The organism is Limosilactobacillus alvi (assembly GCF_016900115.1).
Taxonomy (GTDB): domain Bacteria; phylum Bacillota; class Bacilli; order Lactobacillales; family Lactobacillaceae; genus Limosilactobacillus; species Limosilactobacillus alvi.
The window spans coordinates 1-15,411 of the sequence record NZ_JACJJQ010000003.1; the positions used below are offsets into that span (position 1 = coordinate 1).

The 15,411-nt window shown below is 42.0% G+C and carries 14 protein-coding genes; all 14 read right to left on the reverse strand.

Annotated elements, in window-relative coordinates; genetic code table 11:
* The coding region (locus H5993_RS00905) for an IS66 family transposase (RefSeq protein WP_239457929.1) at positions 1 to 722 on the reverse strand (722 nt) is incomplete at its 3' end.
* A 68-nt stretch (positions 723 to 790) separates the two neighbouring features.
* Positions 791 to 1,147, reverse strand: a complete 357-nt coding sequence (gene tnpB / locus H5993_RS00910; protein ID WP_098035604.1) for an IS66 family insertion sequence element accessory protein TnpB — start codon at positions 1,145 to 1,147, stop codon at positions 791 to 793.
* Positions 1,137 to 1,325: a hypothetical protein gene (locus H5993_RS00915; protein WP_056994980.1), complete on the reverse strand. Its 189-nt coding sequence runs from the start codon at positions 1,323 to 1,325 to the stop codon at positions 1,137 to 1,139. The genes tnpB and H5993_RS00915 overlap by 11 nt, the downstream gene beginning before the upstream one ends.
* Before the next feature lie 382 nt (positions 1,326 to 1,707).
* Positions 1,708 to 3,156: a signal recognition particle protein gene (gene ffh / locus H5993_RS00920; RefSeq protein WP_204775870.1), complete on the reverse strand. Its 1,449-nt coding sequence runs from the start codon at positions 3,154 to 3,156 to the stop codon at positions 1,708 to 1,710.
* 4 nt (positions 3,157 to 3,160) lie between these two features.
* Entirely contained in the window at positions 3,161 to 3,502 is a 342-nt protein-coding gene (locus tag H5993_RS00925; RefSeq protein ID WP_204775871.1) for a putative DNA-binding protein, read from the reverse strand.
* Between the two features lie 14 nt (positions 3,503 to 3,516).
* Positions 3,517 to 5,016, reverse strand: coding sequence for a signal recognition particle-docking protein FtsY (gene ftsY, locus H5993_RS00930; protein ID WP_204775872.1), 1,500 nt, complete (start codon positions 5,014 to 5,016; stop codon positions 3,517 to 3,519).
* Between the two features lie 12 nt (positions 5,017 to 5,028).
* Complete coding sequence (gene smc / locus H5993_RS00935) at positions 5,029 to 8,586, reverse strand: chromosome segregation protein SMC (RefSeq protein WP_204775873.1); 3,558 nt, start codon at positions 8,584 to 8,586, stop codon at positions 5,029 to 5,031.
* Between the two features lie 9 nt (positions 8,587 to 8,595).
* The gene (rnc, locus tag H5993_RS00940) at positions 8,596 to 9,297 is read right to left on the reverse strand and encodes a ribonuclease III (RefSeq protein ID WP_180869787.1); all 702 of its coding nucleotides are present in this window, start codon (positions 9,295 to 9,297) and stop codon (positions 8,596 to 8,598) included.
* 135 nt (positions 9,298 to 9,432) lie between these two features.
* Positions 9,433 to 9,675: an acyl carrier protein gene (gene acpP, locus H5993_RS00945; RefSeq protein WP_180869789.1), complete on the reverse strand. Its 243-nt coding sequence runs from the start codon at positions 9,673 to 9,675 to the stop codon at positions 9,433 to 9,435.
* Between the two features lie 73 nt (positions 9,676 to 9,748).
* The gene (gene plsX, locus H5993_RS00950) at positions 9,749 to 10,762 is read right to left on the reverse strand and encodes a phosphate acyltransferase PlsX (RefSeq protein ID WP_204775874.1); all 1,014 of its coding nucleotides are present in this window, start codon (positions 10,760 to 10,762) and stop codon (positions 9,749 to 9,751) included.
* Between the two features lie 22 nt (positions 10,763 to 10,784).
* A complete protein-coding gene (recG, locus tag H5993_RS00955; protein WP_204775875.1) occupies positions 10,785 to 12,818 on the reverse strand; it encodes an ATP-dependent DNA helicase RecG in 2,034 nt (677 codons plus the stop codon).
* 86 nt (positions 12,819 to 12,904) lie between these two features.
* Entirely contained in the window at positions 12,905 to 14,590 is a 1,686-nt protein-coding gene (locus tag H5993_RS00960) for a DAK2 domain-containing protein (RefSeq protein WP_204775876.1), read from the reverse strand.
* Positions 14,591 to 14,612: 22 nt separating this feature from the next.
* Positions 14,613 to 14,978 carry an Asp23/Gls24 family envelope stress response protein gene (locus H5993_RS00965; RefSeq protein ID WP_204775877.1) on the reverse strand — a complete coding sequence of 122 codons (366 nt, stop codon included), beginning with the start codon at positions 14,976 to 14,978 and terminating at the stop codon, positions 14,613 to 14,615.
* Positions 14,979 to 15,121: 143 nt separating this feature from the next.
* Positions 15,122 to 15,310 carry a 50S ribosomal protein L28 gene (rpmB, locus tag H5993_RS00970; RefSeq protein ID WP_180869799.1) on the reverse strand — a complete coding sequence of 63 codons (189 nt, stop codon included), beginning with the start codon at positions 15,308 to 15,310 and terminating at the stop codon, positions 15,122 to 15,124.
* Positions 15,311 to 15,411: the final 101 nt, after the last annotated feature.

The following is a 15,411-nucleotide window of genomic DNA, read 5'->3' on the forward strand; positions in this document are numbered from 1 at the left end:
ATTAGGTTAACCAGTGGTTCAAGGTACGTCTCTGATACTGAAATAACACTTCTGACAAGTGATGATTTATTTACTGGCAATCCCAGCCGTTCCCAAATCTTCTTTTGGCGATGAATTGGTACTGCCAGATTAAACTTATAATTAGCTACTTCAGCCAGAATACTACCAGATACTAAGCTATGGGGGAGTAATAATTGTGGTGTTTTACTACTTTTAATTACCGTTTCGCCAGTCTTCTTCTCGCATTCTTGACACTTATAAGTTTCCTGACAATGGTTAATACAACGAAGTTGTGGTGGAATAAGTTCGACTTCACGACTATTTACTCGCTTACCAATCTTGTTCATTTCGTGCTGACAAGTTGGACATTGGGTATCTTCGAGCGGGGTGAGCTCCTCAACTTGTGGTAAAGAGTCCAAAAAAGCAGCCCGTCCCTGAGAATTCTTTCGTTCCTGGTGACGCACTACCTTTTTCTTTTCAATAACTTCAATTTCAGTTACTTCAGTCTCCGTCAAGTCGATATCACTATCAACTAAGGCAGCTAACTGTTCATCATCAAATAGAGACCCTTGTCCTTTTACAACGGTCTCGAATTTTTCAGTTTTTTTTCCAAAAATCATCCGTTGCAGTTGACGGACCATTTCTTCAAGTTCTTCGTTTCGTTCCAAAGCCTTCTTTAACCGAGCTTTCAATTCCTGATTTTCTTTTTCTGCTGGAGTCATCGTGCGTCACCTCCTTAATATGATCTTCCAGCATTATATCAAAAATTTGGTGTAAGAAAAGCCCTGATTTAATAGAAAATTCCCGTCTTAGCGGGGCTCACGCTCCGTGGTGGAATCGGGTTTATCCCGACTAGTAATTCCTTAATTTGTCTCCTTGTCAGTAACTTAGCTTCTTGACCATGACGCGGCCAACGAAGGTGGCCATTTTCATACCTTTTATAGAGTAAAATGAAGCCTTCACCATCCCAGTACAATCCCTTAAAGCGATCACTCCGTGTTCCACAGAACAAAAATAGTGAATTATCGTAAATATCCAGCCCATAATTTTCTGCAACGATCATTGCTAAACCATCGATACCTTTCCGAAGGTCAGTTTTACCACAAACGAGGTAAACATGATCAGGGGCAGTCCAATTAACTAACATGGTCCAGCACCGTAGTAATGATTTTTGCCGCTAATTCGGAGTCGACTCCTTGAAAAAGAGTCAAGCGGATATGTTTAACGTTTAATTCTATCGATCGATGAGATCGTTTCAGCGGTTTAGTAGCCGGTGTGGCCTTACTTTTGAAAATTGTTTCTACAATGTCTTGTTTTTCTTCCATACAAAGATAACCCCCTAACTGAGATTTGATGTCTTCAGTATAGGGGGTTAGCCATATGATTAATAGACGTGTCGTTATTCACCGCTTACGTTGGATTTTACTGAAGAAGCCGGCCAAGTGATCACTGTTGGTCCAAACGAAATTCAAATCTCAGCCAAGCAATTATAGCTAAATTAATATTGAACGTATTAAAAAAGAGACCGGGAAGAAACTTATGCTTCTTCCCGGTCTCTTTGTCATCTCCGAATGTTACTCAGTAACTAAGGTCAAAAAGCACGGCCTTAGCGGATAAGTGCGAACGAAAGGTCGATTCTAATGAATCAACCTTCGTCCTTCTTATCCCAACCAGGCCGTCAAGGAGCTTTTTTCCCGACCTCTTTAATTATTTTCGCTTTTTCCGCGCCTTTCTTAAGGCCTTCATTCGCTTTTGTTTCTGTTTTTTCATCCGCCGTGCCATCTGGTTCATCGCCATTTGCCCCATCTTACCACCGGGCATTTGGCCACCCATTAGGTTTTGGAGACCATTAAAATTACCGTTCGTAACTTGCTTCATCATCTTCCGCATTTGATTAAATTGCTTAATCATACGGTTGACTTCCACAATTGGCCGCCCCGAACCAGCGGCTAACCGACGCCGCCGACTTGGATTCATCAAATCAGGATTTTGACGTTCCTCTGGCGTCATAGATAAAATAATCGCCTTAATATGGGCAAATTGCTTTGGATCCAAGTTAACGTTTTGTAAGGCTGGATTGTTAGCCATCCCTGGGATCATCTTTAACAGATTTTCCATTGGTCCCATCTTAGTAACTTGATCCATTTGCGCCAAGAAATCATTGTAATCAAAGGTGTTTTCTCGCATCTTTTCCATGGTTTCTTGAGCTTGTTCTTCATCAAAGTTCTTTTGGGCCTTTTCAATTAGGGAAAGCATATCCCCCATGCCCAAAATCCGAGAAGCCATCCGGTCTGGGTGGAAGACATCCAAATCGGTCATCTTTTCCCCTTCACCGACAAACTTAATTGGTTTCCCCGTGACTGCCCGAATTGACATGGCAGCCCCACCGCGGGTATCACCATCAAGCTTAGTTAAAACCACCCCGGTAATATCTAGTTGGTCATTAAAACCTTCGGCCGTATTAACTGCGTTTTGCCCCGTCATGGCATCAACAACTAACAAGATTTCATTTGGATGAGTTAATTCCTTAATCTGAGCCAACTCATCCATCAACTTCTCGTCAATTTGTAACCGCCCGGCCGTATCAATTAACACGTAATCGTTATGGTTAGCATGGGCCTGATCCATCCCGTCCTTAACAATTTGAACTGGATCAACGTTCGTTCCTTCTTCAAAAACTGGAACATCAATTGAGTCCGCTACTTGTTGTAATTGTGTAATGGCAGCTGGGCGGTAGACGTCAGCTGCAATCATTAATGGCCGCGCATGTTCTTCTTCCTTTAATTTTAAGGCTAATTTCCCAGCCGTGGTCGTTTTCCCAGCCCCTTGAAGCCCAACCATCATGATTACGGTTGGAATATGAGGAGCCTTTTCCAAGGCAACTGCAGTCTCCCCCATCATTACCGTTAATTCTTCATTAACGATTTTAACAATTTGTTGGGCTGGGTTTAGCCCCTTAAGAACTTCCGCCCCGGTTGCCTTTTCACGGACCTTTTTAACAAAGTCCTTTACAACTGCGAAGTTAACGTCGGCTTCCAGTAAGGCCAACCGAATTTCGCGCATGGTTTCTCGCAGATCGGCATCGGTAACCTTCGGCTTCTTTCGTAACTTCTCCATCGCCTTTTGGAGGCGTTCTGTTAATCCTTCAAATGCCATTTACTTACTCCTCTTCTAAGGTTGCTAATCCTGCAACTAATTGATTGAGTTTTTGATCTTGGGGATAGTGAGCTTTAACATAAGCCTGTAATTGGTCAAACTGATGATTACGGGCAGTAAATTCTGCTAACAATCCTAACTTTGTTTCATAACCATTTAAAATCTTTTCGGTCCGTTTAATATTATCATAAACTGCTTGGCGTGAAACCCCGAATTCTTCAGCAATTTCACCAAGTGAGTAGTCGTCCACATAATAGAGTTCAAGATATTCATTTTGCTTTTTCGTTAAAAGGGGTTGGTAAAATGCAAACAAAGCATTCACCCGCTCATTTTTCTCAAGCTCCATGGAATAACCCTCCTTTATTTAGTGACAACCAAGCCTTTAAAGAGCCCATAAACAAATTCGGCTGGATCAAAAGTTTGAAGATCATCTACTTTTTCCCCAAGCCCAACATACTTAACTGGTAAATGAAGCTCATTGCGGATTGCTAAAACAATCCCCCCACGAGCTGTTCCATCAAGCTTAGTTAAGACAATTCCGGTAACATCAGTATTTTCTTTAAAAATTTTAGCTTGATTCAACGCATTTTGCCCGGTCGTTGCATCTAAGACAAGTAAAACTTCATGGGGGGCATCCGGAATTTCCCGGGTTAAGATCTTCTTCATTTTTGCTAGCTCATTCATTAAGTTAACTTTATTTTGCAGCCGTCCCGCAGTGTCAACAAACAAGACATCGTAGTCTTCTTCCTTGGCCTTTTTAACTCCATCAAAAACGACGGCAGCCGGATCACCCTTTTCAGGACCAGTTACAATATCAACACCATCACGTTTAGCCCAAACCGCTAATTGTTCCGTTGCTCCAGCCCGGAAAGTATCAGCCGCTGCTAACAAGACTTTTTTCCCTTCGCGTTTAAAAGCCGCTGCCATCTTACCAATGGTAGTTGTCTTACCAGCACCGTTCACTCCGACAAACATAATTACCGTTGGCCCTGCTGAAGCAAAATTAATCCCAACTTTTTCATTTTCACCGGCAGCTTCGTATAACTCAACCATTTTTTCAATAATTACGTTTGAAACATCTTGCTTCGATTTGGCATTTTGTAATTTAACTTCTTCTCGCAAGGAATCTGAAAGTTGCATTGCCATTTCATAACCGACATCAGACTCAATTAATAAATCTTCGAGGTCTTCAAAGAAGTCCTCGTCAACATGCCGGAAGTTAGCTAAGAACTTATTTAGCCGCGCACCAAAACCACTCCGCGACTTTTCTAAACCACGATCGTATTTTTCATCAACCCGACTTTCTTCAGTAGGTGTCTCAGTTTCATCGGTGTCGCTAGTAGACGTTGAAGGTTCTTCTTCAGCTTCAGTCTCAGTCTTGCTCTCACCTGAAACTTGTTCATTTTCGACTACCGGGGCTATGTCCGCTGGCGTTTCACGGTTAATTTCACCACTTACTTTTTCAGCAGTTAGCGTCGCTGCAGTTTGTTTCTCAATTTCGTTTGCTTTAGGTTCAACCTGATTAGGTTCTGAAATCGCTGAATTAGTTTCAAAGTGCTCATCAACTTCATCACTAACTGATTTAGTTTCAGCTGGCTGATCGACTAACTGGTCTTCCCCATTAGCACTCGCGTTTTTTTCTTCTTCGCCTTCCTTTTGGGGTTCTTCATCAGTTGCAGATTGTGCTTCTGATTCAATTGCTGGCGCAGTTTGGGGTTCATTCCCTTGTTTTACCGTGGTCCCTTCACTATTTTCATGTTCAGAAGCCGTCGTAGATTTAACTTGTTCATTTTCTTTCTTAGGTGTGACTTCTTCGTTTTCAGTTTTCTTCTTCCGCCGAAAGATATCAAATAATCCCATTATTTCACTTCCTTACTTCGTTTGAGCAGTTCGGAGGGTCTCATCAACATTAACAGTAATCACCTTTGATACTCCTGATTCCTGCATTGTTACCCCATATAAGACATCGGCATTTACCATGGTCCCTTTCCGGTGAGTAATTACGATAAATTGTGGACCTTGATCACCAAAACGATCAAGGTAAGTAGCAAATCGATCAACATTAACATCGTCAAGTGCAGCTTCAGGTTCATCTAAGATAGCAAATGGAACTGGATGAATCTTTAGAATTGCAAATAACAAGGCCAATGCAGTTAAGGCTTTTTCGCCCCCCGAAAGCAAACTTAGTTGTTGATTCTTTTTACCTGGTGGTTGTGCGTAGATGTCAACCCCAGTCTCAAGCAGATCATGTGGATCCGTTAAAATTAATTTTGCTTGGCCACCAGCAAAAACCTGCTTAAAGGTCGTTTCAAAAGCGGTCGAAAGCTCAGTGAATGTTTTATTAAATCGCTCTTTAACCTCTCGATCCATCTGGTCCATCGTTTGCTTCAATTGAGTTTCTGCATCTTGCAGATCTGCTCGTTGACCAGTTAAGAAATCATAGCGTTCTTTAACGGCTTGATACTCATTAATTGAGGCAACATTAACTTCACCTAGTTCATCCAGCCCCCGCTTTAAGAGCTTGACTTGGCGATGCAATTCTTCTTCTGGGATATCAATCACTTGGGCTTGAGCGGCAGTAAGCGTTTCTTGGTATTGCTCCTGCAAATGGTTTTGACCTTGATCGATTTGCGTTTCTAATTTTAGACGATGCTCGTTAATTCGCGTTAAATCATCATACGCAATTCGCATCAAGTTTTGTAACCGTTCATTTTCTGCGGTTGCATCCCCCAATTTACCTTCAAGAACATCAAGTTGTTGATCAATTTTAGTAACTACCGCTTGCTGAATCTTTAATTCTTGTTTGGCCGTTGTGATTTCAGTTTGACTCGCTGGTTTAACCCGTGTCAAGTCAGTTGTTTGCTTTTCAATTTGTTGTTTAATCGCTACTAGCTGTTCTTGATAAGCTACCATTCTAGCTTCAGTCGTCTTGGCTTCACGCTTAGCTTGACTTAACCGTTCTTTTTCAACTGCAAGCGCCTGTTCAAAATGATGCCGATTTTCAGCTTGGTCCGCCGATTCATTAGCTAACTTATTAATCAAAGCCTCTTTATCAGCAATTATTTGCTTTGTTTGGGCTAATTGATCTTCTAGTTTTTCAGCTGCCACCTGCGTTGACCGATACTCACTTTCAAATTGGTTATGTTCCGTATCGCGCTGATTGGTTTGCAATTTCAAGGCTTCAATTTGGCGCTTAAGCGTCGTAACCCGATTTTGTATGGCGTTAAGCTGATTACGATCATTTTCTAAGGCCAATTGTATATTTTGAACATTTTCAACTGCTTGATTTCCTTGAGATTGGATAGTTTGCCGTTTTGTTTGGAGGGTATGAACCATCACCTCAGCTTTTTGGCTAGCCTCTTTGGCTGCATCGACTGCAACTTCAAATTCTTGTTGTCGTTCTTTTTGCGTCAAGAGACCGACCTTTTGTTGTTTTGCCTTTCCCCCAGTCATTGCCCCACTAGCATTAATCATTTCACCTGCGAGGGTAACGATCCGGAGTTGATGGCGGCTTTGACGAGCAACCTCGGTTGCATGATCCAAATTATCAACAACCACCGTCGTAGCTAGTAAATGCGACATTACAACCTCAAACTTAGGTGCAAACTGAATGAGTTCCATTGCTCGTCCCAATACTCCTGGGTGGTTAGCAACAGTTTGATAAACCGGGGGAACAAATCCGCCCCGTAAAGTATCAAGTGGCAAAATTGTTACCCGACCGCTTCTCGTCCGAGTGAGGTAAGTAATAATTGCTTTCCCAGTTTGTTGGCTATCAACAACTAATTGTTGAAGCTGACTACCCAAGACAGTTTCAATCGCTTGCGTATACTGTTTTGGAACCGTGATGAGCTCACTAACCGGCCCGAATAAACCTTTAAATTGTTCACGATTTCGTAGCACATTTTGAACACCATAAAAGTAACCGGTATAATCAGCTGCCATTGCTTGATAGTTCTTAACTCGCGCTTCTTGAGAATGCAAAGTACCCAATGATTGATACCAATCTTTTTGCGCTTGCTCATATTTTCGTTGAACTTGCGTTAGTTCAGTTTGCAAAGCTTCAACTGCATCCTTGGCACTTATTAAATGTTCTACTTGCTTTCGAACAGCGTTCTTTTGGTCAGCTAACTCCCCCTCAAGCTTACCGAGTTGTCTTTTATGCATCGTTAAATCAGCCTGAACCTGATCAGCTTGGTTTTGACCACGACTTTGCGATTGCTTTAAGAAGGTTTGCTGATTATGCAAGGTCGTTAATTGTTGTAATTGATCAACTTGTTGCTCACGTAAGTCAGCCACTTCTTCCCGTAACTTTGCTTGCCGGGTTTGAGCGTCTTTTAGGCCCAAACCATTCAAATTAACTTCAGCTTGATTTACCTTCTTGTGATGATCGGTGACTGTCTTTTGTACCGCTGTTAACTGTTCATTAACTTGCTCGATTTTTTCTTGAATTGCCCTTGCTTCTTTTTTTAGCCGATCTAACTCCCGATCTTGCTGTTCCCGTTTTACCTGGGCGAGCGATTGACTATTTTGTAATTCACCAAGACCCTGCGTTAATTGCAATACCTTGGCTTGAACAAGATCCTTTTGCTTAATCAAGGCTTGTCGTTGCTGTTGAAGTTGGGTCGTCATCGCATTGGCCGCATGGACTCGTTTTTCGTAATCAGCTGCAAGTTTTTCAGCTGCTACTTTTTCAGCTCGAACTTGCTTAAGTTGTTCTTGAGCCCCTAGAATTTCTCGGACTGTTGCTGTTCGATCAAATTGATCAAGCTTTTGCTTCTGAGCTAAATAATCCTGGGCAAGAGCACTTTGTTCTTCCAACGGATCTAAGCGTTGCTTTAACTCATGGATAATATCGTTAACCCGGTTCAAATTATTATTTGTTTCAGTCAACCGTTTTTGAGCAGTTTCCTTGTCGGCTTTATATTTACCAACCCCAGCAATTGCCTCAATCATTTTCCGTCGATCACTTGGCTTACCGTTAAAAATTTCGGAAACCCGGCCCTGAGAAATAACCGCAAACGATTCTTTCCCAATTCCAGATTCAATAAACAGGTTAACTAAATCTTTTAACCGGACATTTTGGCCGTTAATGAGATACTCACTCTCACCTGAACGGAATAATTTTCGGGTAACCGTCACTTCAGTATATGGGGTGTTTAGAAAATGGTCACTATTGTCTAAGGTTAGTTTAACCACTGCCCGATTTAAAGGGGCCCGGTCTTTTGCACCATTAAAGATTACATCGACCATTTTTTCACCCCGAAGGCTTTTGGCTGATTGTTCACCCATTACCCACCGGATGGCTTCAATGACGTTACTTTTTCCACTACCATTTGGCCCAATGATCCCAGTTACTCCAGGCTGAAATTTAATTACCGTTTTTTCGGCGAAGGATTTAAATCCATCGACTTCTAGTGAAATTAATCGCATTTAATTCCCCTACTTTTTAATTTGCCGTAACGCTTGTAATGCTACTTGCGCTGCGGCCATTTCTGCATGCTTTTTAGACGAACCAGTTCCTTCACCAATTTGCTTTCCATTAGCGCTTACACTAACAGTGAAGACGGGTTCGTTTTCACTCCCCCCTTCATGCAAAAGATGGTATTCAATCTCAACGTCACCATTCCGTTGTAAGAATTCCTGCAAGCTGGTTTTAGCATCAACAGCATGGTCAAACCAACCTTGATCTAGTTTAGGGAAAATAACCCGTTGAATAAACTTTTCAACTGCTGGCCGCCCCTGGTCAAGGTACAAGGCACCAATGAAAGATTCAAAAATATCACATAATAAACTTGGTCGTTTTCTTGCTCCTGCAAGTTCTTCGCCATGACCTAAGCGAATATATTGATCAAAATGACATTCAAGGGCAAACTTAGAAAAACTATCCTCACAAACCATTGCTGCTCGTAAACGGGTTAGCCGTCCTTGCGGTAATTCAGGATAGCGACGATAAATGTACTCCGAAACAAACAATTGGAGAACTGCATCTCCCAAAAATTCGATCCGTTCGTAAAACTTTAAGTGTTCTTTAGGATGTTCATTAACATATGAAGCTTGGGTAAAAGCTTCGGCCAATAAACTTGGATCATTAAAGTCAATTCCAAATTCATCCTTTAAATAGGCTTGTAGTTCTGTAATCATAATTTCCTTTCCGATTTCGCCTCTGAGATAGGCCGAAACATTTCCACCCATCTCACAAATTGAATCTAGCTTAATTCGATTGTTAGAAAAAGGCCCCGACGAAGTTCCCTCCATCGCGACCCAACTTTTGCATTCTTACTTTTGGTGAGCAGCGATGTAGTCAACTACTTCGCCAATTGTACTTAACTTTTCAGCTTCACTATCGTCAATTTGGGCCCCAAAAGTATCTTCTACTTCGAGAACAAATTCAACAAAGTCAATTGAGTCAGCGTTTAAATCTGTTTTAAGATTTAAATCTTCCGTAATCTTTGCGCGGTCAATATCAAAATGATCGGATACAATTGCCGCAATTTGATTAAAGATTTCTTTCTTATCCATTCTCATTAAACCTCTTGATAATAATTAAACTAACCTCTTTATTTTATTAGTTTTTCTACAACTTGTCCACGGTTTACTTATCTTCTTCTGGTTTAAAGTAGGCAACCGTCTCATCAACCACCTTTGATTGAAGCATGGTATAGATTTGGTCAATCGTAGAAACAACCGCTTTTTTATCGGCTGCTCCATGGGCCTTTACTACTGGTGCTTGGATTCCCAACAAAACTGCCCCACCATAGTTTGAAGGCGTCATTACCTTAGCGATTTGCTTAAAGACTGGCTTTAGGAATAAATAACCTAATTTAGCCCGGAGCCCTCCACCAAGAATACCATCTTTAATTAACTTTAAAAGCACCTTGGCGGTTCCTTCAGTCGCCTTTAGAGCAGCATTGGCGGTCCAACCATCAGAAACGACAACATCAGCTTTACCATAAAGTAAATCGCCTGATTCAATATTGCCAACAAAGTTCAGGTCACCCGCTTGGGCTAGTAATTGGTGAACTTCTTTATGGAAGGTGTCACCCTTATCAACTTCCGCCCCGTTATTAAGGAGTGCAATTCGTGGATTCTTAATTCCCAGAACTTTTTGGGCATAAAAACGACCAAGTTGCGCAAATTGAACCAAATTTTTTTCTTTTGATTCAGCATTTGCCCCAGAATCAAGGTAGATAAACCGCTTCGTTCCTTCATCATTCGGTATTGCGATTGGCAACACACTGGTTAAGCCAGGCCGGTCAATTCCCTTAATCCGACCAATTAATAACAAACCAGCTGCTAAAATCGCCCCCGTATTTCCAGCGGAAAAGAAGGCATCAGCATCCGCACGCTTGACCGCCATTGCTGCTTGAACCAAAGAAGAATCCTTCTTTTTCCGAATTGCCCGCACCGGTTCTTCTCCCATTTCAATTTCTTGGCTAGTCGGAATAATTTGAATTCGTTCTTGATTTTGAATGAGCGATTTTACCGCTTGTTCATCCCCAAACAGCATGAATTCAAGATCCGGGTGTTGATCCCGGGCTTGCTCAATTCCTTCGATAATCACCTTTGGCGCATTGTCGCCGCCCATTGCATCAACTGCAATTTTCATCATTTTTCCTCCATCTCTCACCCTAATCAAAGTGAGTTTTTAAATTTTGACTTCTTAAGTATAGAACAAGTGGCTGATTTTCGTCACGTTGATCCCAACCAGGCTGTTCAAGTAAATCAAGAGCATCTTGCCGAGCATACTGCATCATTTTTAGGTCACCAACTGGATCACCAATTTTAAAATCTGGCATTCCAGATTGTTTCTTTCCTAAAACATCACCGGATCCCCTTAACTCAAGATCTCGCTGGGCAACAATAAAACCATCTGTCGTCTCCACCATCGTCTCCATTCGCTTTTTTCCTTCAGGCGTTTTGGGATCAGCAACTAAGAGACAATATGATTGACGAACTCCCCGGCCAACCCGACCACGTAGTTGATGAAGTTGTGCTAATCCAAACCGATCAGCATCATAAATTACCATCACCGTAGCATTTGGATTATCAACCCCAACCTCGATGACCGTGGTGGCAACCAGAACTTGGATTTTACCTGCCTGAAAATCAGCCATAACCGCTTCTTTTTCATCATTAGTCATCCGCCCATGTAACAGGCCAACTTGGTACTTTGGAGCAAACCGGTCGGCAAACTGCTCATACAAAGCCGTTGCATTCTGCACATCCAACTTTTCTGATTCTTCAATTAGGGGACTGACTACATAAACTTGCGCCCCTTGAGCGAGTTGCTTCCGTAAAAAGTCCAATGCTGCTTCCGATTGATCGCTTTTTAGCCAGGTAGTCTTGATTGTTTTTCGTCCTGCTGGTAGCTCATCAATTACGGAAACGTCCATTTCACCATATGCGGTGATTGAAAGGGTTCGGGGAATCGGTGTAGCCGTCATGGCAAGAATATTGGGATGGTCACCTTTTTCTCGCAACAATTTCCGTTGATCAACCCCGAAGCGGTGTTGTTCATCGATGATTGCTAGACCAAGATTAGCAAATTCCACCTGATCTTGAATCAAAGCGTGGGTTCCAATAATTAAATTGCATTGGCCGGCTGCGATTTGGTCTGCTAAAGCTTGGTGTTGTTTAGCTGTTAAAGAACCCGTCAATAAAGCAACGTTTACTGGGGTATTTTCGAAAACTTTTGCTAACTTTTCAGCGTGCTGAGCAGCTAAAATTTCGGTTGGTGCCATCAAAGCAGCCTGATAGCCAGTTAAGATCGTGGTATAAATGGCAATTGCCGCTACAATCGTCTTTCCACTCCCAACATCCCCTTGTAAAAGACGATTCATCTGAAAAGGACTTCGTAAATCGCGACAAATCTCATTAACTACCCGTTTTTGGGCCTTCGTTAATTCAAACGGAATGGTTCGAATAAAAGCGCGTAATTCATCGTTATTGTACAGAAGTTGGGTACCATCAGCCTTTCGCCGGGCGAGACGCATCGATTGTAAACGTAGTTGAAATAAATAAAACTCCTCATAGGCGGCTGTTCGCCGAGCTTGGCGAGCTTGATCGCTAGTTTTAGGAAAGTGCACCCATTGAAACATCGTTGCCCGATCCAATAGTTGATAACGTTGTCGGATTTTCAGTGGGAGTAGCGTTGCAATCACATTCCGATATTGGGTATAAGCAAGTTCGATTAATTGGCGGATCGTCGTCTGCCGGACATGTTTATTTGCCGGATAAATGGTTCCAATCGTCTCTTCACCAGGATTAACCACCAATAATTTTGACCCTATTACTTGTTGACGACCTTGGTTCCAGGTTCCCAGGACGGTCACATCTCCATTTAACGTTAAACGCTCTTTAAAATAAGGTTGATTAAAAAATACCACCATCACCACTTGCTGACCGGTTTGGAGCCGAAAACTAAGACGATTTTTTCGATAGCCAAAACGACTTAACACTGGTTCGGAAACAACGGTCCCATGGATTGTAACCTTTTGCTTATCAACCGTTGTTTCCAAATTAGTTGGTGCAAAATCATCATAACGACTCGGATAATGCATGAGCAAATCTTCAATTGTCTCAATTCCAAGCGTTGCCAACTGTTCAGCTCGTTTTTGTCCTACTCCTTTTAAAGTTGTTACTGGATCTTGCAATGATTTCAATGTCTCACCCCCTAGCAGAGTTTTATAACGGCAAGCAGCCGGGCTGTAAACACTCGCTTACCACCCGGCTGCTAATCTAGCTGGTTCTATTCGACCGAAATTAAGTATGGATATACTGGTTGATCTCCCTCATAAATTTGAACATCAAGTTCATCGTCTTGAGCTAGGATCTTTTTCCTCAAAGTTTCGGCCCCTGCTTGATCACCATCAGCGCCATAAAGAATCGTTACGATTTCGCTATCTTCATCAAGCATTGAAGTAACCATTGCCTCTGCAGCATCCTCAATCGTTTTTTCAACGGCGACAATCTTGCCATCAACAATTCCCATGTAATCATCTTTCTTAATTGTCTTGCCATTTAATTGAGTATCGCGAACAGCAACGGTAACTTCACCACTAGCAACATTTTCAAGTACACTTTCCATCGCCTTTTGGTTATCCACCAAATTTGCTTCTGGATTATATTCGAGTAAAGCACTCATTGCTTGAGCAATTGTCTTAGTATGAACAATCTTAATCGGGATTTCAGCAACTTCGGCTGCTTGCTCCGCAGCCATAAAGATGTTTCCGTTATCAGGTAAAACCAAAGCCTGCTTAGCACCTGACTGATTAATTGCATCTGTGATATCTTGAATGCTTGGATTCATCGTTTGCCCACCAGTAATCACATGGGTGACTCCTAAACTCTTCAAAAGCTTTGAAATTCCATCACCCGAAGCAACTGCAATCACAGCTGTTTCCGCTGGAACTTCATCCTTAGCTTCTTGGGCTACTTCAACCGGCGTTGGATCATCATCCTTCATGATTTCTTCTTGTTGCCACCGCATATTATCGATCTTCACCGTTTGAAGATCACCAAATTGTTGACCCCAAGTTAAAACTTTCCCTGGATGTTCAGTATGCACGTGTACCTTAACAACTTCATCATCATTAATAACTAACAGGCTATCACCAAGTTTAGCAAGATAGTCGTAGAAAGTTTTATAGTCAAACCTTTGAGTAACCTGCTTTCCCTTCCCGATGCGAACCATCATTTGGGTGCAGTAGCCATACTTGATATCTTCCGGATTTAACTTTCCCTGTGCACTTTGATGGTGCTTGGCATTAATCATTTCATCCATCTGAGCATTGTCAGGAATTTCGGTTTCAATTTCTTCACCCGTTAAGGCACCATAAAAGGCATGGAGAACAAAAGCAAGACCTTGACCACCAGAATCAACAACACCAACTTCCTTAAGAACTGGTAACAAATCAGGGGTCTTTTCAAGAGCCACATCAGCAGCTTCCACAATTGCCTTTAAAATGACGACCAAATCATCACTTTCTTTAACCTTATTTAAACCTGCTTGCGCTGATTCACGGACAACGGTTAAGATTGTCCCTTCGGTTGGCTTCATAACCGCCTTGTAAGCCGTCTTAGCCCCATTAGCATATGCGTCAACAAATTCCTTGGCACTTAGGGTTACCTTGGCTTCACATCCCTTAGCAAATCCTCGAAAAATTTGCGACAAAATAACTCCTGAGTTTCCCCGAGCTCCCATTAAAAGGCCCTTGGCAACTGCAGATGCTAATTCACCAACGGCCGTACTTGTGGCTTCTCGCTCGTACTTTGCTCCGCTGGTCATTGACATACTCATATTTGTTCCCGTATCACCATCTGGAACTGGGAAAACATTTAAGGAGTTAATAAACTCAGCCTGTTGATTTAATTTAGCAGCGGCGGCTTGCACCATCTTACCAAATTCCAAGTTAGTAATTGTAGTAACTACCAAAATAAATTCCTCCAGCTATCGACTAATCGTCACCTAACACCCGAACTCCTTGGACGCAAACATTTACTTTGTTTGCAGTAATTCCAAGCATTGATTCAAGGTTATACTTTACTTTTTGTTGAACACTCTTAGAAACTTCTGAAATCTTAGTGCCAAAGCCAACAATAATATTTACTTCCACTGCGATTCCATTCGCATCTTGCTTAATGACGACTCCTTTACTGTAGTTATCGCCTTGCAAAATTAAGTTAACACCATCTTTCAATGGATTACGACTGGCCATTCCAACGACACCATAGTTATCAGTGGCGGCTCCCCCAACGACCGTGGAGATAACATCATTTGCAATGTCAATCATTCCAGCCTTTGTTTTAATCTTTACTGCCATGAAAATGGCCCCCTTTTTTTCTCAAAGTCAACATCATATTACCATAGATGCGGAACTTTAAAAAGTTTGCTTGATTAATGTTGATCTCACCTAATTACCTTAATAATAAAAAAATAAGCCGCCCGCGGGGACGGCAATATTTTTTAATGAACGCGGGTAACCTTACCCGACTTCAGCGTACGGGCTGAAACGTAAACCTTCTTTGGCTTACCATTTACTAAAATGGTTGCTTTTTGCAAGTTTGGCTTCCAGCTACGACGACTTGAGTTCAGGGCGTGTGAACGCTTGTTACCGAAGCGTGTCCGTTTGCCGGTAATAAAATCCTTAGCCATCTGGGGACCCTCCTCTCCTCATCAATTTTCTCAGTAGCGCCTAAGCGCTGTAACTCACCTAAATAATTTACCATAGCAATGCGTACTTTTCAATACTTTTC